This is a genomic window from Amycolatopsis sp. AA4, assembly GCF_002796545.1.
Lineage (GTDB): Bacteria > Actinomycetota > Actinomycetes > Mycobacteriales > Pseudonocardiaceae > Amycolatopsis.
Genome location: NZ_CP024894.1, coordinates 6,533,235 through 6,552,702 on the forward strand (window position 1 = coordinate 6,533,235; position 19,468 = coordinate 6,552,702).

Annotated in this window: 10 protein-coding genes; 6 read left to right on the forward strand and 4 right to left on the reverse strand. The window is 68.9% G+C overall.

What is annotated here, in order from left to right:
- Positions 1-27 precede the first annotated feature (27 nt).
- Complete coding sequence (locus CU254_RS30090) at positions 28-9,480, reverse strand: type I polyketide synthase (protein ID WP_009082190.1); 9,453 nt, start codon at positions 9,478-9,480, stop codon at positions 28-30.
- A gap of 248 nt (positions 9,481-9,728) precedes the next feature.
- On the opposite strand from CU254_RS30090, the gene CU254_RS30095 reads away from it, so the two are divergent.
- The 3 genes from CU254_RS30095 to CU254_RS30105 all read left to right on the forward strand — a co-directional run bounded on the left by CU254_RS30095 (position 9,729) and on the right by CU254_RS30105 (position 12,795).
- Positions 9,729-10,412 (forward strand): PIG-L deacetylase family protein, encoded by a 684-nt coding sequence (locus tag CU254_RS30095; RefSeq protein WP_037715259.1) that lies wholly within the window; start codon positions 9,729-9,731, stop codon positions 10,410-10,412.
- Between the two features lie 64 nt (positions 10,413-10,476).
- Positions 10,477-11,769, forward strand: coding sequence for a nucleotide sugar dehydrogenase (locus CU254_RS30100; RefSeq protein ID WP_009082193.1), 1,293 nt, complete (start codon positions 10,477-10,479; stop codon positions 11,767-11,769).
- Between the two features lie 66 nt (positions 11,770-11,835).
- Complete coding sequence (locus tag CU254_RS30105; RefSeq protein WP_037715261.1) at positions 11,836-12,795, forward strand: NAD(P)-dependent oxidoreductase; 960 nt, start codon at positions 11,836-11,838, stop codon at positions 12,793-12,795.
- A 47-nt stretch (positions 12,796-12,842) separates the two neighbouring features.
- Here CU254_RS30105 and CU254_RS30110 read toward each other — a convergent pair whose 3' ends face one another.
- Both CU254_RS30110 and CU254_RS30115 read right to left on the reverse strand, forming a co-directional pair.
- On the reverse strand, positions 12,843-13,010 hold the full coding sequence (locus CU254_RS30110) for a LuxR C-terminal-related transcriptional regulator (RefSeq protein WP_078560947.1): 168 nt from the start codon (positions 13,008-13,010) through the stop codon (positions 12,843-12,845).
- Positions 13,007-15,595, reverse strand: a complete 2,589-nt coding sequence (locus CU254_RS30115) for a LuxR family transcriptional regulator (RefSeq protein ID WP_009082196.1) — start codon at positions 15,593-15,595, stop codon at positions 13,007-13,009. The genes CU254_RS30110 and CU254_RS30115 overlap by 4 nt, the downstream gene beginning before the upstream one ends.
- Before the next feature lie 284 nt (positions 15,596-15,879).
- Between CU254_RS30115 and CU254_RS30120 the strand changes: the two genes are divergently transcribed.
- From CU254_RS30120 to CU254_RS30130, 3 genes are all read left to right on the forward strand, one after another.
- A complete protein-coding gene (locus CU254_RS30120; protein ID WP_037715263.1) occupies positions 15,880-17,199 on the forward strand; it encodes an HNH endonuclease signature motif containing protein in 1,320 nt (439 codons plus the stop codon).
- A gap of 41 nt (positions 17,200-17,240) precedes the next feature.
- A complete protein-coding gene (locus tag CU254_RS30125) occupies positions 17,241-18,032 on the forward strand; it encodes a thioesterase II family protein (protein ID WP_199786436.1) in 792 nt (263 codons plus the stop codon).
- A gap of 111 nt (positions 18,033-18,143) precedes the next feature.
- Complete coding sequence (locus tag CU254_RS30130; RefSeq protein ID WP_100266930.1) at positions 18,144-18,413, forward strand: hypothetical protein; 270 nt, start codon at positions 18,144-18,146, stop codon at positions 18,411-18,413.
- Positions 18,414-18,814: 401 nt separating this feature from the next.
- Here CU254_RS30130 and CU254_RS30135 read toward each other — a convergent pair whose 3' ends face one another.
- Positions 18,815-19,285 (reverse strand): GNAT family N-acetyltransferase, encoded by a 471-nt coding sequence (locus tag CU254_RS30135; protein WP_009082204.1) that lies wholly within the window; start codon positions 19,283-19,285, stop codon positions 18,815-18,817.
- Between the last annotated feature and the right edge of the window lie 183 nt (positions 19,286-19,468).

Here is a 19,468-nt window from a genome sequence, read left to right on the forward strand (position 1 = left end):
AATGTCGCCCCCCAGGGCGACGAGCAGTCACCGAAGACCGCCCACCCACTCCTCCACAGCCTTGGCCGTAGTCTCCACATCCCCGTCCACAATACTGAAATGATCCCCGGGAACAGTAACCACCACCCCAGCCCGATCCCAATTAGTCCGCCACGACCCGGCATCCTCCCCGCCCCGATCCACCGAACCCCCAGCAGTGACAAACCGCCGATCCGGCCGCACCAAAAGCGAAGGAGCAGCAACCTCAGGCAAGGAAACCCCATCCAGCAACCCAAGGTAATAAGCCATCGCAGTCAACTTGTCCCGATCAAACGGCCCGAACTGCTCTTCCCGCTCGACCATCCCCGCAGCCATATCCCGAACGGTGTCCCCAGCATCCCCACCGTCATCCATGGCATAACTGTCAAGCAACACAACCCCGGCCACATTCACCCGAGAAGCAAGCGCATAAGCCAGTACCCCACCAGAGGAATGCCCCACCAGCACAACCGGCCCGTCCCCAGCCAGCCGAACACCCTCCGCCAACACATCCAACAACGCATCAAGATCAGCGGGCAAATACTCCCCGGCCACAAACCCCGGCGTAGGCAACGCAGCCACCCGCCGCACCCCGCGGAACCGAGCGGCGAGCTTCGCATACTGATACGCGCCCCCCATCCCAGCCGGAGTAGGCACCGCCAGCAACCCGACCTCCGCGGGCCCAGCAGCCAACTCGACCGGCCGCGGCTCCTCGCGCAGCTCAGCCACCGTCCGGAACCGGGGCCGCAACTGAGCCGCCGCCCCCAGCAACGCGAGCCCGTTCTCCACCTGCCCACCACGGACAGCCTCGAAGAACATCTCCGTCACCGGATCCCCGCCCACCTCGACCGCGGGCCCGGTCAGCACGGAAAGCAAATGCTTCGCCAACCCAGCCGGCGTCCGATGATCGAACGCGATCGTCGCGGGCAACGAAACCCCCGCCGCACCGGCGATCCGATTCCGCAACTCCACCGCGGTCAGCGAATCGAACCCGATCTCCAGGAAGTGCGCGTCCTCGTCCAACTCAGCGGTATCGGCATACCCCAGCAGCCCGGCGACCTGCTCCAGCACAAACGCCTGAAGCCCCTTCTCGGTCAACTCCAACTCCGAGACATCATCAGCCACCGCGCGCCGCTTCTTCACCCCCGCCTGCGCAGATGTCACCGCCGACGGAGCCACTAGCTGCCGCACCGTCACCGACTCCGCCGCAGCCACCGGCCGCCCCGAACGATCCGCGAACAACACCGCCACCCGGTCGTCCCCGAGCGGAGTCAACCGAACCCGCAGCTTCGCGGCCCCCGTAGCGAACAACCGGAAGTCCCGCCATTCCACCGGGTCTCCGCCCACAGTGGACAGTCCCGCATCGAGCACCGCCGGATGCAGACCGAACTTCTCATCAGGAGCGACCTCGATTTCCCCGAACACCACCCCGTCGAGGGTCCAAGCCGCGTCAAGCCACCCAGCAGCCACCGGTTCCGCACCAGCAGGCGGCCACTCCCCCAGGCCCTCCGGCTCAGCCCCGGAATCCACCGCAAGCACACCCTCGGCATGCCGAATCCACACACCGTCGTGTCGTGAGTGGACAGTCACCGGACGCTGTCCAGCGTCATCCGGCTCGCCCACCACGATCTGCAGCTGCTCGGAAGCCAACGGCGATTCGACGGTCAACCGCACAACGCGTCCGCACCCGACCTCGTCCCCAGCCCGAGTAGCCAGCTCCACAAAGCCCGCCGCAGGGAACGCGTCGGCAGGCAACGTTCCGCTCAGGACCACAGTGGACGATCCAGCGACAGTCAACGCGGGACCAAACCACGTCCCCAGCCCAGTCCCCGTAGCCCGCCGAGCCTCCATGTCGACCGACGGCCAGTACCGCGTCCGATGGAACGCATACGGCGGCAACGGAACCGTACTCGCGGACCGTCCAGCGAACATCCGCCTAACATCCAGCCCCGCCCCAAGGACGTGCAACTGCCCAGCAGCAAGAAGCGTCGAAGCGACCTCACCACGATTGCGCCGAAGCACCGGAACGAACGCCGCGTCCTCGACCACCGCCTCGGCAGCCGCGGTGAGCACACCATTCGTGCTCAACTCGACAAACCGCGTCGCCGCCGAAGCCCGCACCGCGTCAGCAAAACGAACCGTGTCGCGGCAGTTCGCCACCCAATGTGCCGGGTCGGACAGCTCGTCGGTCGCTTCGGCACCGGTGACCGTCGAGATCACCGGAACCGTCGGCTTCTCGAACGTCAACTCCTGCGCGATCTCTTCCAGCTCTTCGAGAATCTCGTCCAGCAACGGCGAGTGCACCGCGCAGTCGATCGCGAGCCGGTTCGTCCGACGGCCGAGCCTTTCGAAGTGCTCGGCAATCGCGCACACCGCATCGTCCACCCCGGACACCACGACCGAGCGCGGCCCATTCACTGCCGCCAGGGCAACGTCGTCGCTCAGCATCGGCCGGACCTCGTCCGCGCTAGCCTCGACGGCGACCACTGCACCGGCCCGAGTCTCGACCATCAACAGACCGCGGTTGGCAACGAGCTTCACCGCGTCGTCCAAAGAGAACACTCCGGCCAGATGCGCGGCCGCGATCTCGCCGACCGAGTGTCCCACCAGGACGTCCGGCCGCTGTCCCCACGATTCCAGCAGCCGGTACAGCGCCACGGAGAAGGAGAACACCGCGGCCTGACTGAACTGAGTCCGGTCCAGCAACTGCGCGTCCACCGAACCGGCCTCGGCGAACATCACCGTGCGCAACGAACGGCCGAGATGCTGATCGAACTTCGCCGCGACCCGCTCCAGTTCATGCGCGAACACCGGGAACGCAGCCGCCAGCTCCGCACCCATCCCGGCGCGTTGGCTGCCCTGCCCCGGCAGAAGGTACGCGGTCCGCCCGCCAGAGCGAGCCCGTCCGGTCACCACCGAGTCCGAAGCAGACAAAGCTTCCAGCGCGGCACGAAGTTCCGCCGCGTCCGAACCGACCACCGCCGCCCGATGCGAGAACAACGGCTGCCGGTTGGCCTGCGAGTACACGACATCCAACGCCGGATACGCGTCGAGGTGCGCCAGCAACGCCCGCGCCTGATCTGGAAGCGCCGCCGCGGTCCGAGCGGAGAACACGAGCGGCGGTAACACCCCACCGGAGTCAACCGATTCGACCGCTTCCGCCACGACGTCCGGAGCCTGCTCCAGAATCACGTGCGCGTTGGTCCCGCTGTAGCCGAACGCAGACACCGCGGCACGACGCGGACGGTCCACTTCCGGCCAATCCCGAGCCTCGTCCAGCAGGCGAACAGTTCCGGCCGCCCAGTCGACGTCGTGCGTCGGCTCGGCAGCGTGCAAGGTCGCGGGCAACACTCCGTGCCGCATCGCTTGCACCATCTTGATCACCCCGGCAACACCCGCGGCCGCCTGAGTGTGCCCGATGTTCGACTTCACCGAACCAAGCCACAGTGGACGGTCCGTCGAGCGATCCCGGCCGTAAGTAGCCAGCAGCGCGGAAGTTTCAATCCGGTCGCCCAGCGGCGTACTCGCGCCATGTCCCTCGACAGCGTCCACATCGGACGCAGCCAGACCAGCCGCCGACAACGCGCGACGGATCAGTTTTTCCTGCGCCGGAGCACTGGGCGCGTTAAGACCGTTGGAAGCACCATCCGCGTTGACCGCACTGGACTTCACGACCGCAAGGACGTCGTGCCCGTTGCGCTGCGCGTCGGACAGCCGCTCGATCACGAGCACCCCGACACCCTCGCCCCAGCCAAACCCGTCAGCCGCAGCCGAGTACGGCTTGCACCGACCGTCGCGGGCAACAGCGCCGTCCACGAATTGCGCGAACGGTGCCGGCGAGACAAGCGCGGAGACACCCGCGACCAACGCGAGCGAGCAGTCACCGCCACGCAACGCCTGGGTCGCCTGGTGCAACGCCACCAACGACGACGAGCACGCGGTATCCACCGAGACAGCTGGCCCTTCGAGACCGAAGGCGTACGCGACCCGTCCGGAAACCACGCTGCTCAGCGCACCGGAGCCGCGATAAGCCCCGCCGCCCTGTTCGAGCGCGTCGCCCGGGTCGTAGTCGGACTGCATCACGCCGACGAACACCCCAGTAGTGCTTCCCTTGAGCGCCAACGGGTCCACGCCCGCGTTCTCCAACGCGACCCACGACGATTCCAGAAGCATCCGCTGCTGCGGGTCCATCATCACGGCTTCGTTGGGGCTGATGCCGAAGAACGCGGCGTCGAAGTCGGTCGCGTCCGGGACGAACCCGCCCCGCGGGGTGCCGCCGTCCGGCGCGACCTGCTCCAGCCAGTGGTCCATGTCCCAGGCTCGGTCGGTCGGGAAGTCGCTGGTCCCGTCCTGTCCCGCGGCGACCAGCTCCCAAAGCTCCTCGGGCGTGCTGACGCCGCCGGGGAACCGGCAGGCCATGCCCACGATCGCGATCGGCTCGTCGCTGCCGGCGACGGTGGTCTCCGGTCCGGCCGCGTCCGGCTCCAGGTCACCGAGCAGCTCGTCGTGCAGGTGCGCGGCCAGGTCGCCGGCCGTGGGGTGGTCGAAGACGAGTGTCGCGGTGAGGCTCAGGCCGGTGACCTCGTTGAGCGTATTGCGCAGTTCGACCGCGGTCAGCGAGTCGAAGCCGAGGTCCTTGAACGCGCGGTCCGCGTCGATCACGTCGGTCGACGCGTGGCCCAGCACCGCGGCCGCGTGCTCGATGACGAGGTCGCGCAGGTGGTCGAGGCGCTTGTCGGCGGGAAGCCGGACGAGCTTGCCCAGCAACGAATCGGTCCCGGCCTCGCGATCGGAGACGGTCCGCCGAGCCGTCGGGACCAGGCCGCGCAGCAGGTCCGGCACCGCGCCGGCCTCGCGCCACGCGGGCAGGTCCAGCTTCACCGGCACGAAGACCGCGCCGGCCGAGCTGACCGCGGTGTCGAACAGCGCCAACCCCTCCGCCGCGGTGAACGCGCCGAGCCCGCGTTTGCCGTTGGTCTCGCCAGCCATCCCGGCCGCTGACTCCCACATGCCCCACGCCAGCGAGTGTGCGGGCTTCCCCTCGGCGCGACGGTGCGCGGCGAGTGCGTCGAGGAACGCGTTTGCGGCGGCGTAGTTCGCCTGGCCGGGAGCGCCGAGCACCCCGGCGGCCGACGAGAAGGTGACGAACGCTTCGACGTCGCCAGCCAGTTCGTGCAGGTGCCAGGCGGCGAGCGCCTTCGGGTTGAAGACGCCGTCGATCCGCTCCGGAGTCATCGACGGCAGTACCCCGTCGTCCAGCACACCGGCGGCGTGCACGACCGCGGCGACCGGGTGCTTCTTCAGCAGTCGCGCCACCGCCTTGCGATCAGTGAGATCACACGCGGCGACGGTGGTCTCCGCCCCCAGTTCGGCCAGTTCCGCAACGAGTTCCGCAGTGCCGGGTGCCTGGTCGCCACGGCGGCTGACCAGCAGCAACTGCCGTGCGCCCTGCTTCGCGAGGTGGGCAGCGACGATCCGGCCGAGCGCCCCGGTGCCGCCGGTGAGCAGCACGGTCCCGGCCGACCAGTCGACCGGCGCCCCCGGCTCCGGCGTCGCCCGGACGAGCCGCGGCACGCGCACCTCGGTCCCGGAAACCCGCACCGCCGATTCGTCCGCCGCCGCGATGGCCGCGAGCTGTTCGTCGGTCGCGTCGCCCTCCACGAGCACGATCCGGCCGGGATTCTCCACCTGCGCGGACCGGACGAGACCCGCCACTGCAGCCCCGGCGAGGTCGTTGCCGGTCACTACGAGCAGCTTCTCCTTGCCGCCCTCCGCCTGCAGTTTGGACAGTGCACTGTGGACGGCTTTCTTCGCCGAAGCAGCGTTGTTCCCCGCCTTCGCGAGGTAGACCTCGTAGGCCGCCTGGGCGTCCGGCAGAGTCGTCGGAACCCAGTCCACTTCGTACAGTTCGTCCGAGCCAGTCGGTGCCGCAGCCGCGAGCTGTTCCTCGCTGATCTGCCGCAACTTCAGTGTGCCGACGCGCGCGACCGGTGCCCCGGCGCTGTCGGCGAGCCGCAGTTCGACCGCCTGCTCACCGGTCGGTCGCACGTGGACTCGCAGCGAGGACGCTCCCGTCGCGAACAGCTCCACTTCGGACCAGGCGTACGGCAGCGTCGTCCCCTCACCGGCCGCCGCGCTGAGCCCGACCGCGTGCAGGGTCGCGTCGAAGGCCGCCGGGTGCAGTCCGAACGCCTCGGCGCCGATCCGCTCCTGCTCAGGCAGCGCGACCTCGGCGAACACGTCGTCCCCACGCTGCCACGCCGCTTGCAGGCCCTGGAACACCGGCCCGTAAACCATTCCGTGCTCGGCCAGCAGGTCGTACATGCCCTCGACATCGACCGTCTCGGCCCCGGCTGGCGGCCATTCGCTGAGGTCGAAGTTCGTTCCGGAGGCGGCCGGCGCGAGCGTGCCGTCCGCGTGCCGGGTCCAGGCGACGGCGGTGGCGAGATCGTCGGGTCGCGAGTGGACACTGATCGGCCGGGTCCCGTCCGCCGCCGGAGTGCCGATGCGCACCTGGATCCGCGCGGCGCCCCTCGCGGGCAGCACGAGCGGCGCGTGCAGGGTCAGCTCTTGGACGCGTCCGCAGCCGACCTCGTCCCCGGCGCGCACGGCGAGTTCCACAAACGCGGTGCCAGGCAACAGGATCGAGCCGCCGACGGCGTGGTCCGCGAGCCACGGGTGGGTCGCCGTGGACACGCGGCCGGACAACACGACGCCGTCCGCGTCGGCCAGCAGAGTCGCCGCGCCGAGCAGCGGGTGGTCGACCGGGTCGAGCCCCATCGCCGAGACATCCCCGGATTCGGACGAAACCTCCAGCCAGTACCGCTGGTGCTGGAACCCGTAGGTCGGCAGGTCGGCCCGGCTCGCGCCGCGCGAGGTGAAGTGCGCGGCCCAGTCCGGCACCACGCCGCGGACGTGCAGCGTGGCCAACGCGGTCAGCAGCGCCACGTCCTCGGGAACGTCCCGCCGCTGGCCGGGCACGGCAACCGCGTCATCAGCGGACTGCGGAACCACCGCGGTCAGCGGTGCGTCCGGGCCCAGTTCGAGGAACCGGTTGACCCCGTCGGCAGCGAGCGCGCGGACCGCGTCGGCGAACCGGACCGGCTGCCGGACGTTGCGCACCCAGTACTCGGGGTCGGTCAGCTCGGCGTAGACCTCCTCGCCGGTCACGCTGGACATCACCGAAACGGTCGGCTGCGCGTAGGCGATGCTCTGCGCGACCGTGCGGAACTCGGCGAGCATCGGCTCCATCAGTCGCGAGTGGAACGCGTGCGAGACCTTGAGCTGCGTCGTCCGTCGCCCGGCGTCGCTGAACTTCGCGGCGACCGCGAGCACGGCGTCTTCGGCACCGGACAGCACGACCGAGCGCGGCCCGTTCACCGCGGCGACGTCGACCGTCCCTTGTGGATCGTGCGCGGCGACCTCGTCCGGAGTTCCTTCGACGGCCACCATCGCACCGCCCTTCGGCAACGCCTGCATCAACCGGCCGCGAGCGGCGACCAGCTTCGCCGCGTCTGCCAACGAAAACACGCCCGCGCAGTGCGCAGCGGCGAGCTCGCCGATGGAATGCCCGCACAACGCGGCAGGCGTGAGCCCCCACGACTCGACCAGCCGGAACAACGCGACCTCGAACGCGAACAACGCGGCCTGAGTGTTCGCGGTCTGCCCCAACGCGTCCGCGTCACCGTCGATCACCGCGCGGATCGGCCGGTCGAGATGCCGGTCCAACTCCGCGCACGCCGCCGCGTAAGCCTCGGCGAAAACCGGGAAGACCTCCAGCTGACGGCCCATCCCGACCCGCTGCGATCCCTGACCGGAGAACAGGAACGCCAACGACGCCTCGCCGCGAGCCAGGCCGCTCACCGCACCCAATTCGCCGTTCGCGAGCGCGTTCAACGCGGGCAGAACGTCCTCAATGGACTTCCCGATCACCGCGGCCCGGTGGTCCAGATGCGTCCGCGACGCGCCCAAGGTGGCGGCGACGTCGAGCAGGTCCAGTTCCGGCTGTGCCGCAAGGTGTTCGGCCAGCCGCTTCGCTTGGGCCCGCAATGCCTGCGGCGTCCGGCCGGACACCACAACCGGAACCGCTGCGCCATCACGCGGAGTTTCGGCGGTCTCCGGCGCCGGGGCTTCCTCGAGAATGATGTGCGCGTTGGTCCCGCTCAGGCCGAAGCACGAAACCGCACCGCGGCGCGGCTGTTCCCCGCGCGCCCAGGGCCGGGCCTCGGTCAGCAGCTCGACCTTGCCCGCGCTCCAGTCCACATGCCGGGTCGGTTTGTCGACATGCAGCGTCTTCGGCAGCAGGCCGTTGTTCAGCGCCAGCACGATCTTCAGCACGCCAGCGACGCCGGACGCGGCCTGCGTGTGTCCCACGTTCGATTTGATCGACCCGAGCCACAGCGGCTCTTCGCGCTCCTGGCCGTAGGTCGCGAGCAGTGCCTGCGCCTCGATCGGGTCGCCCAGTTTGGTCGCCGTGCCGTGCGCCTCGACGACGTCGATCTCGTCCGGCCGCAGCCGCGCGTTCGCGAGCGCCTGCCGGATCACACGCTGCTGCGCGGGCCCGTTCGGCGCGGTCATGCCGTTAGACGCGCCGTCCTGGTTGATCGCGGTGCCGCGGACGAGCGCCAGCACCGGGTGCCCGTTGCGTCGCGCGTCGGAGAGTCTCTCCACCAGCAGCATGCCGCAGCCCTCGGACCAGCCGGTACCGTCCGCTGAGTCGGCGAAGGTGCGGCAACGGGCGCTGCGGGCGAGCGTGCCGTCGAGGGAGAACTCGACGAACGTACGCGGCGTCGACATCACCGAGACACCGCCGGCGAGCGCGAGCGTGCATTCGCCGTTGCGCAAGGCCTGTACCGCCAAGTGCAGCGCGACGAGCGAGGACGAGCACGCGGTGTCAATGGTCACCGCGGGTCCTTCGAGCCCGAAAGTGTAGGCGAGGCGGCCGGAAATGACGCCGGACGAGCCGTAGCTGCCCTGATAATTGTGATACATGGTGCCCGCGAAAACGCCGGTCGCGCTGCCCTTCACCGAATGCGGCGCGATCCCGGCGCGCTCGAACGCCTCCCAGGACGTTTCGAGCAGCAACCGCTGCTGCGGGTCCATGAGCAGCGCCTCGCGCGGGCTGATGCCGAACAGGTCGGCGTCGAAATCGAGCGCGTCGTGCAGGAAACCGCCCTCGCGCACATAACTCGAACCCGGCCGTTCCCCGGTCGGGTCGTAAAGCCGTTCGAGATCCCAGCCTCGGTTCGACGGGAATTCGCCGATCGCGTCGACGCCCCCGGACAGCAGTTCCCACAACGCTTCCGGGGTGCCCGCGCCGCCGGGCAGCCGGCAGGCCATCCCGACGATCGCGATCGGCTCCCGTGCGGCTTCGGTGAGCTTGCGGTTCTTTTCGCGCAACCGCTCGGTTTCCTTCACCGAAGCCCGGAGCGCACCGACCAGCTTCTCCTCGGAGTTGCCCACGTGCCCACGTTCCTTCCGCGTCGCATGCCCGTCCGACGTCGTGACGATACGAGCGCGCCCGCGCGCGGACCCACCCCTAACGGCCCCTGCCGCACCGGTCCGCGCGCCCGGCCGAGGTCCGCTTTAGACCGTCTTTAGGGGTTGTCGCAAGCACCCGCGGGTGTCAGATTTTGCTGGCGTTCCAAGCCATTTCGCACGGCTCGTTTCCGCTGGGGGTTTCACCGCCCGGACAAGGACTGGGGAATCGTATGCACACGTTGACACGCAGGCTGCTGGTGGTGGGAGCCCACGGCGACGACGAAACGCTCGGCGCGGGCGGGACCATCGCCCGGCTCGCCGACGAGGGCGTCACCGTTTCGCTTTGCATTCTCACCAACGACGACGGTTCGCGTTCGGCCGCCGGCGCCGAGGTCACCAATCGCACCGACGCGATCGAACTGGCCGCGAAAACGCTCGGCATCGAACGCGTGCGAGTCCACGAATTCGGCGACAACCGGCTCGACACGGTCAGCCATCTCGAGCTGAACCAGGTCGTCGAGCGCGAGGTCCGCGAATTCGAGCCGGACACCGTTTTCGCCACCAGCATGTGCGATCTCAGCACCGACCACGCGCTGGTCAGCCGCGCCGCGCGGGTCGCCGGGCGGCCGGGCAAGGGTCCGGTGCGCGAGGTCCGCACGTTCGAGATCCGCTCCGCCACCGACGTCGGAGAGGCCTCCGGGCTGCCGGTCACCTTCCGGCCGAACTGCTGGCAGCTGCTCGAGGAAAGCCACCTCGAGCGCAAAATCGAAGCGCTGCGCGCCTACGGGAAAGAACTCGAGCCGTGGCCGAATCCGCGCAGCGAACGCGGCGTCCGCGCCTTGGCCGAATACCGCGGCTCGCAGGTCAGCGCCGGCCTCGCCGAGGCCTTCGAAATCGTCCGCTCGGTCCGATGACCGGCCTTCGCTTCGCTTTTCCCGCACGCTTTTCCCCAGCCCATCCAGAAACGGGTGACCAGGAATGACCAGTACTGTCGCTGAATTCGAGGCCCTCGCCGAACGGAACGAACTGACGTCGGTCGCGGTGATCGGGATGGGCTACGTCGGCCTGCCGACCGCGCTCGGCCTGCACGCCGGCGGCGTCGGCGTGATCGGCATCGACCTGTCGCAGAACCGGCTCGACTCCATCCGCACCGGCGAGGTCGACCTCATCGAAGCCGACCACCGCCGGCTCGAGAAAGCCGTGCACCAGGAGGACTTCCAGCTCACCACGGACTCGGCGCGGATGGCCGAGGCGGACGCGGTGCTGGTGTGCGTGCCGACCGGGCTCGACGAGTACCTGATGCCGGACCTCGGCCCGTTGGAGGCGGCGTGCGCGGCGCTGGTCGCCAACGCCCGCCGCGGCCAGACGTTCATCCTCACCTCGACCAGCTACGTCGGCACCTCGAACCGGCTGCTGGTGAAACCGCTGGTGGCCAAGGGATTCACCATCGGCCGCGACCTGTTCGTGGCGTCCAGCCCCGAGCGGATCGACCCGGGCAACGTCACGCACACCCAGGCCGAGACCCCGCGCGTGCTCGGCGGCGTGACGCCGGTCTGCACCGCGATGGCGCAGCGCGTGATCAACGTGCTCACCCCGGCCGTGCACTGCGTCAGCTCGCCGGAAGCGGCCGAGATGACCAAGCTGTACGAGAACACCTTCCGGGCGGTGAACATCGCGCTGGCCAACGAGTTCGCCGAGATCAGCGACGGTTTCTCGATCGACCCGATCGAGGTCATCGACGCGGCGGCCAGCAAACCGTACGGCTTCATGGCCTTCCACCCCGGCCCCGGCGTCGGCGGCCACTGCATCCCCTGCGACCCGCACTACCTGCTGTGGCAGCTGCGCGCGACGCAGAGCAACGCACCACTGGTGACCCAGGCGATGCACGCCATCGCGGAGCGGCCGAAGCAGGTTGTCGACCGCGTACTGAACACACTGTCGCGCGAAGGCAAGGGCATGGCGGGTACGCGCGTGCTGGTGGTCGGCGTGACGTACAAGCCCGGTGTGCAGGACGTGCGCTCGTCGTCCGCGCTCGACATCCTCGACCTCCTCGCCGCGAAGGGCGCGAAGGTCGGCTACTACGACCCGCTGGTGCCTAACGTCCGAGTGACCGGCGGTTCGCTCGACACCGTCCCTGAACCGGACGGCCAGGACTGGGACGTCGCGCTCATCCACACCGTCCAGCCGGGCCACGGCTACGAATGGCTGGCCGACTGCCCGACCGTCATCGACGCCACCTACCGCTTCGACCGCGCGCTCTTCGCGAACTGAGAGCCCAGCTACCGCCCCACCATCACCCTCAACGGAGCGGCTTCGCCGCGCTTGAAAGGACCTACAGTGCGTTACCTCATCACCGGAGGCGCCGGGTTCATCGGCTCCCACCTCACCGAGCACCTGCTGGCCCGCGGCGACGAGGTCGTCGCACTGGACAACCTCAGCACCGGCACCCTGGACAACCTCGCCGGCGTCGCCGGGCACCCCGGTTTCCGGTTCGTGCGCGGTTCGATCACCGACCCGAACGCGGTCGAATCGTGCATGGCGGGCATCGACGCGGTCTTCCACCTCGCCGCCGCGGTGGGCGTGTTCACCATCCTCGACAAGACGATGGACAGCCTGCGCACCAACCTGCACGGCACGGAGAACCTGCTCGACGCGGCGCTGCGGCACGACGTCCCGATCCTCGTCGCGTCGACGAGCGAGATCTACGGCAAGAACACCGCCGACGGCCTGCGCGAGGACGACGACCGGATCATCGGGTCGCCGCTGAAGAACCGCTGGTCCTACGCCGAGGCGAAGGCGCTGGACGAGACGTTCGCCCACCTGTACGCGGTGGAGCACGGCCTGCGCACGGTGATCGTGCGGCCGTTCAACACCGTCGGCCCCCGCCAGACCGGGCGCTACGGCATGGTCATCCCGCGCTTCGTCACGCAGGCGCTGGCCGGCGAGCCGATCACGGTGTTCGGCGACGGACAGCAGACCCGCTGCTTCTGCCACGTGCACGACGTCGTGCCCGCGTTGGCGGACCTGCTCGCCGACGAAACCGCGTACGGCAAGGTGTTCAACCTCGGCAGCAACGAGCAGACCACCATCTCGCAGCTGGCCGAGCGCGTGATCGGCGCGACCGGTTCGAGCAGCGCCATCACGAAGGTGCCCTACGAGGAGGCGTACGGCGACGGGTACGAGGACATGCAGCGTCGCATTCCCGACTGCACCCGCGCGTACAACCAGATCGGCTTCGTGCCGACGCGCACCCTGGACGACATCATCGAAGCGGTGGTCGCTGACCGCCGATCCTGACCTGTCCCCGGTGAAGGGCCTCTCGCGGAGTTCGCGCGAGAGGCCCTTCACGCGTTTCGGAGCTTGCCGTAGACAGCCGTCAGGTGACGGGCGGCGGTGTTCGCGGACACTCCCAGTACCTCCGCGATCACCGCCACCGGCATGCCCTGCGCGGCGAGTTCCGCTACTCGCAGCTCCACGTCGGTCAGCACGTTCTCGTCGTTGCTCCCGATCACTGCCCGGCACCGGCCAGTTCGCCCGCCAGCGCACTCCGCCCGGCCACGCCGAGCTTCCGGTACACCCTGGTCAGATGCTGCTCCACAGTGGACACTGTGATGTACAGCGTTTCGGCGATCTGGCGGTTGGTCCGCCCGTGTGCCGCGAGTTCCGCGACGCGCAGTTCGGCCTCGCTCAACGTGGTCGCCGCCGGGCCTTCCGGATCCGCGCGCGGCGGTTCCGGCCTCGACGCCGCCGGACGAGGCGTGAGCGGACGCATCGGCTGCCGCGGCACCTGCACCGGTTTTACCAGGCCCGCCGAGCGTTCCGCACGCTGGCCGAGCTGGTTGATCGCACGGACGGTGCGAGCCAGCTCCAGCCGGTCGCCGGACTCCTTGAACGCTTCCGCCGCCCGGTTCAGCAGCCCGGACCGTGCCCCGCTGTCCCCGGCGAACGCCAGCACCCGCAGCGCCACTGCCTGCGAGAACGCGTCCGTCGTGTCCGACAGCTGCTGTTTCGCCAGCTCGACTGCCAGAGTCGGGTTGCGCAGCCGCAGGTTCGCCTCGGCGAGGTCGGTCCGCCATGGTGCCACGGCGGGCAGGTCGAGATTGCTGTCGCGGAGAATTCGCTGGCACTGCTGGAAATCGCTCACTGCGGAAAGGCCGCGGTTTGTGGCCAGGTGGAACTGTCCGCGTGCCCGGAGGAAGCGTACGCCGCCGAGGGTCGTGTACACGGTTTCGGGCAGAGCGTGGCGCAACACTCCTGCTGCGGCTTTGAACGCTCCTGCTGCGGTGTACGCGGTGAGCATGGTGGCCAGCGGGTACGTGATCGCGACACCCCAGTTAGGTTCGTCAAGCAGCGCTAGCGCGCGGCTCGCTGCTTCGGCCGCTTCGGCGGGTTCGCCGCGACGCAGCAGCAGGCTCGCGCCGAGAGCGTCGAGCATCGCCTTCCACGTGACCGCGCCGCGGTACTCGGCTTCCTCGGCCAGCGAAGAGCACCAGCCTTCGGCGCGGTCCGCCTTGCCGTCGTACGCGAGCGCGAGGATGGCCGTAGCCAACGCTTCCAGCGAGGTGTCGGAGAGTCGGCAGTTCTGCAGAATCCGCTCCGCGCACACCGAAGTCTCTTCGCTGCCGCCTATGCGCCATACCGACGCTAGCGTGGTTGCCGTGCGCATCCAGGGATCCGACGCGTCGATCGACAGCTCCGGTGCCGTGCCGTAATGCCAATGCGCGGCCAGAGTCAGCTCGGCCGCCGTCCGCGGGTGCAGCGGCTCGAGGTCGTCCCCCAACCGGACCAGCGCGCATTCGAACGTTTCCCGGTCCCCGAACCACAAGGACTGGCGAACCAAGGCGATCCGGTCGGATTGGTCGAGCGACGCGGCTTCGCGCAGTGCCGCGAGATGCGGTGCCGCTGCCGCCGGGTTGACCCGCCAGGTGATCTTGGCCAGCAGCTGCGAGATCATCTGCTGCTCCCACGACGCGGTGGTCGTCGATGCCGCCAGTTGCAGACAACGGGTGGCGAAGTCGACGTCGTCGCCGAGCATCACCTGCTCCGCCGCCGCGACCAGCACCGGCAACGCCCAGTCCGCCTGCGTTTCGCCCGCCGCCACGAGATGCCGCGCAACCTCGGGTGCCGACAATCCGCGTGCGTGCTTCACCTCCGCGGCCCGGATGTGCAGCTGCACCTTCTCGGATCCGCGCAACCCGCCGACGACGGCCGCCGCGGCCGGCTGCTGCCGGAACCGCACCCCGTCGACCAGCCCAGTCTCCACGAGCACGCCTGCGGACGCCTCCGCCTCGACCGGGTCCACGCCCGCGACGGTCGCGACCGCGTCCGTCGTCACGTCGGTGTCCAGCACCGCGATCGCCGTCGCCACTTCGCGCAGCGGCGAACCGTAGCGATGCAAAAGCCGTTGCACCGCATCGGAATACGCCGCGCTGTCGTCCACCGAACTGCGACCGGCGTCGACCAATGCGCTGACCAGCAACGGATTCCCCGCGCTCAATCCGTGGATCCGCTCGGCCTCGTCGTGGTCCGCGACCAGCTGCGCGATCGCCTCCACGGTGAACGGCGTCAGATGCACGTACCGGTGCGGCTGCGCGGCGAACTCGACGCCCTCGCCGGAATACCAGCCGTCCGGCTGCGTCAACACCAGCAACATCGCGGCCGAACGCGCCCGCCGCTGCAGCCTGAGCAACAACCGGGCCGACGTCTCGTCCACGTGCTGCAAATCGTCGACCGCAATCAGCAGCGATCGCTCGCGCGCCAACCGGTGCAACGCACTGCACAACGCGGCGATCCGATCCTCGCCGTCCGCCGCGGCCAGCACTTCGCGCGGCAACGCCGGGCTGGCCAGCAACTGCTCGAGCACGCCTCCGTCGACGTCGCGCTCGTCGGCCGCCCCCGTCGCGGTGAGCGTCAGCACGCCCAGCTCACGGGCTCGCGCCACCACTTGGTTCTGCACCTGTGTTTTCCCGCTGGCCGGTCCTCCGCCGACCAATACCGTGTCTCCGGCCCCCGCATCGCATTCGATCAGCAGGCCCTCGAGGAGGGACACTGCTTCATTCGGCTCGGTGCGGCGGTTCTGCCCCCAGTTCACGCCCATCGCAAGCTCCTCGACCCAACGGTCATCTTCCTGCGGGTGCCACGTTGGCAGCCGCCCCCTAAGCACAGCCAACCGCGATCTAAAGTCACTCAATCAGGTGATCACGATTACCTTGTGTTGTTTGGCCGCGCGCCTTCGGTGCCGACTGGGGGCGAAGGGCATTATTTCGCTGCCGATGCGGCGTTTTGGCTCCGGACAGTGATCTTGCTGCCGTGGCCTCCGCAGTCGGGGTTGACCACTTCGAGCGATGGCGTAATCGAACGTGCGTTCGAGAAAATGAAGAGGTGTCCACGACTACGACGCTCCCCGCCTGGCAACTCTCAGACCGGGACCTGACCACCAGACTCCTGACCACTCAACGACAGCAGAACATCGCTTACGCCGCGCAACTGGAGGCCATCCGGGAACTGGAATCGCGCGGCGCCGTGCCGGACGGCTATTCCTCGACGTCGTCCTATCTGGCGACGATCCTGCACGTGACCCTGCGCGAGGCCCGCGCCCGGCTCGCCCAGGCCACCGGCTCCTTGCCGCTGACCTGGAAAGCCTTGTCCGCGGGCGAGATCACCGCCCAGCACGCGGCGGTGATCGCCGACTTCCTGGGCGAGGCGCCGCGGTGGCTGACTCCCGAGGACTACACCGTCGCGGAAGACACCCTGGTGACCCTCGCGACGCAGGCCAACCCCAGCACCGTCCGCCGCGCCGCGACGCGGTTGAAGATCTACTGGGACAACGACCCTGCCGACGTGCCCGGCTCCCCGGACCTGGACCACGGCCTGGACCCTGATTCGGTTCCCGACTCGGACTCCGGCGCTCGTGCCGAAGAGGCCGCGCGCCCGTGGCGGGAATTCCGCTGGCACTGGACGCAGACCGGCCGTTTCCGCTTCAGCGGCAACGTAGACCACGAAACCGGCACCCTGATCGAACAACTGCTGGTTCCCCTGGCCGCGCCGGACCCCGCGACCGCACCGGGCACCCCCGACCCGCGGACCCCCACCGAACGCCACGGCGACGCCCTCGCCGCGATCGTCGACCTCGCCGCCCGCACCCCGGACCTTCCGAGCAAAGCCGGCGAACGAGCAGTCGCGACGGTGACCGTGAGCCTGGAAACCCTGCAGAGCACCGCGAAGAAGATCTTCACGGACGACGAATCCGTCCTGTCCGCCTCCCACCTGCGCCGGATCCTGTGCGACGCCAAGGTCTACCCTGCGGTCCTGGGCACCGAAGGCCAGGTCCTCGACCTCGGCCGCTCGGCCCGCACCGCCACCACCGCCCAGCGCCGCGCACTGGCGATCCGGGACCGCGGCTGCACCTTCCCGGGCTGCGACCGCAGTCCAAAATGGACTACTCCGCACCACATCGTGCACTGGGCGCACGGCGGCGCGACAGACCTGGACAATCTCGCCTCGTGCTGCGAACGCCACCACCGCCTCCTGCACCACAGCGGCTGGAAAATCGTGATGCGCGACGGTGCCGTCTACTGGATCCCGCCGGCCATCCTCGATCCGGAGCAGAAACCGCTCCGCAACACCGCCCACAACCCACCGCCCGCCCCGTTGCGAACCGCGGCCGCGAGCACCCCTCCTTCGCCGCGCCAAGGCAGCTAGGGGTTGTCCAGTGCCGACACGCACCGAACACTCCTGGGTTTGTGACCGCAGTGGACGAAACACCCGCGAACGCACGCACGAGCCGGTGGATCCGCCGTTTCCACCCGACCGACCGGGCACGGGTGCGCCTGGTGTGCCTCCCGCACGCCGGCGGCTCGGCGACCGCCTACTTCCCGCTTTCCGCCGCCGCGGAAGGACAGGACTTCGAGGTGGTCGCCGTCCAGTACCCCGGCCGCCAAGACCGCCGCGCCGAACCCTGCCTGGACACGGTCGCCGCCGTCGCCGACGCGATCGCCGCCGACCTGGCCGGCTGGTCCGACCTGCCCGTGGCCCTGTTCGGCCACAGCATGGGCGCCACCGTCGGCTACGAGGTGGCCCGACGCCTGGAGGCACGGGGCACTCCCCCGCTAGGCCTCTTCGCGTCCGCCTGCCGGGCCCCGTCCGCGCAACGCATCGAGTTCATCCACCAACGCGACGACGACGGCCTGATCGCCGCCCTGAAGGAACTCAGCGGCACCGACGCCGGCGTACTGGGCGACGACGAACTGCTGCGCATGGTCCTGCCCGCGATCCGCGGCGACTACACCGCGGTGGAAACCTACCGGCACCAACCCGGCCTGGAACCCAGCTGCCCGATCCAGGTCCTGGTCGGCGACGCGGACCCGGTAACCGACCTCGACGAGGCCGGTGCCTGGCGCGACCACACCACCGGCCCCTGCCAGGTGAAGACCTTCCCCGGCGGCCACTTCTACCTGAACGACCAGCTCGACGCCGTCCTGAAGACGATCACCACAACCCTGTCCGGATGGCAACCGGGAATCTACCGGGGATAAGGGTGGGGAAACCCCAGGGAAGCTTCAGGAGCACACCCCATGGCTCCCGCTCCCCGGTTCCGAGAAACTAGGTACATCAAGGAAACACCCCCTCAACCCCAGGAGGCCATCATGATGGCGATCACCACCGCCCCCGGCGTCACCCAGCGCATGCTCGCCAACGGCCACCTGGAGCTGACCTGCCGCACCACCAACCGCCACATCGAATGCGAACCGGTCGCCGCCGCGATGTGGATCGCCCTGAAGCAGCACAACGGCGACGTCGACCAGGCCGCCACGACCCTGTCTACCCTGTGGGAAACGAACGAGGACGACACCCGCTACGACCTGATCGCCCTGGCCGGCTCCCTGTGCTCACTGGGCATGGCCACCGAGTCGTAATCCGACGCTGCCCTGAGCACGCCGCGGACCGGGAAGTACACAGCTGCCTAGCCCGACACCAGCGATCGAAAGCCGCCGCCAGCAAGACCGCGGCCTGGCTTCCGTGCCGCACTGCTAGCCCAGTGCAACACCGCACCGACACGTCACTCCAACCCGCGCCGCCCTGTCCGCGGGAAATCACTCAAACGACGCGGCTAGCCGAAGCGACAGGCACGTTCCAACCTTCACCGGAATCCCGACGCGAACGGCACCGCTTAAGCGGGCACAAGCCGAACCCCTCGATATTCCGAGACAGACGACTGCCGCACCACCTCGCTCCGTCGCGCAGCAGCATCCACAGACGGAGGATTTCCCAACCGACTCGGGAAATCACAGCCAGAACCGGTCTGAACCCGTCGAACTCAGGTTCGCTCAAAGGGCTGGAATCCGCGTGCGAGGTAGTTCTTGAGCGCATGGGGATGGTCGTCGCTGGAGGTGTGCAGCCACACTCGCTGCGCGGGCAACGCCCACGTCATCGCGACAGCTTCGGTGAGGAATGGGCCACCGAGACCCTGACCGATTCGTTCGGGCACGAGGCCGAAGGAGTCGATCTCGATGTCCGGTGCTTCCCGCAGGTTGAGGGAAAGCAACCCGATGGCTTCGCCGTCGACCACGCCAGCCCAGTGCCGCATCGTGGAGTTGCCCAGGTATTCGTCCCACTGCTGGGCCTCCCACTGCTGGCTCGGCCACGCGAAGTCGCGTCCGACAGCGAGGGTCAGAGTGCGGACCTCGTTTCCGTCGACGGGCTTCAACTGGACCTGCCCGCTGAAGGTCGACGCCGAAGGGCGCAGTTCGCTTGGGTGGGTCATCTCCAGGTACATCAGCTCAGGCACCTCGCGATCTTCGCACGGGCCGAGCCATGGCTAAAGGCAATTAAAGAGTGGCCGCCTTTCCGAAGCCTTCAGCCGGGGTGCGTGAACGCGACAGGACTCGCTGCCGGTTTCGGTGAAGTTCGCGTCGAGTCGATCGATCTGCCAGGCGCGCGGCGCGACGTCCGGACCGGCCAGGATTGTCGG

Excerpts from the sequence above, each read along its gene's own strand:
- CU254_RS30095 (WP_037715259.1), top strand. The coding sequence starts at position 9,729 with ATGCACACGTTGACACGCAGGCTGCTGGTGGTGGGAGCCCACGGCGAC.
- CU254_RS30100 (WP_009082193.1), top strand. The coding sequence starts at position 10,477 with ATGACCAGTACTGTCGCTGAATTCGAGGCCCTCGCCGAACGGAACGAA.
- CU254_RS30115 (WP_009082196.1), bottom strand. The coding sequence starts at position 15,595 with ATGGGCGTGAACTGGGGGCAGAACCGCCGCACCGAGCCGAATGAAGCA.
- CU254_RS30130 (WP_100266930.1), top strand. The coding sequence starts at position 18,144 with ATGATGGCGATCACCACCGCCCCCGGCGTCACCCAGCGCATGCTCGCC.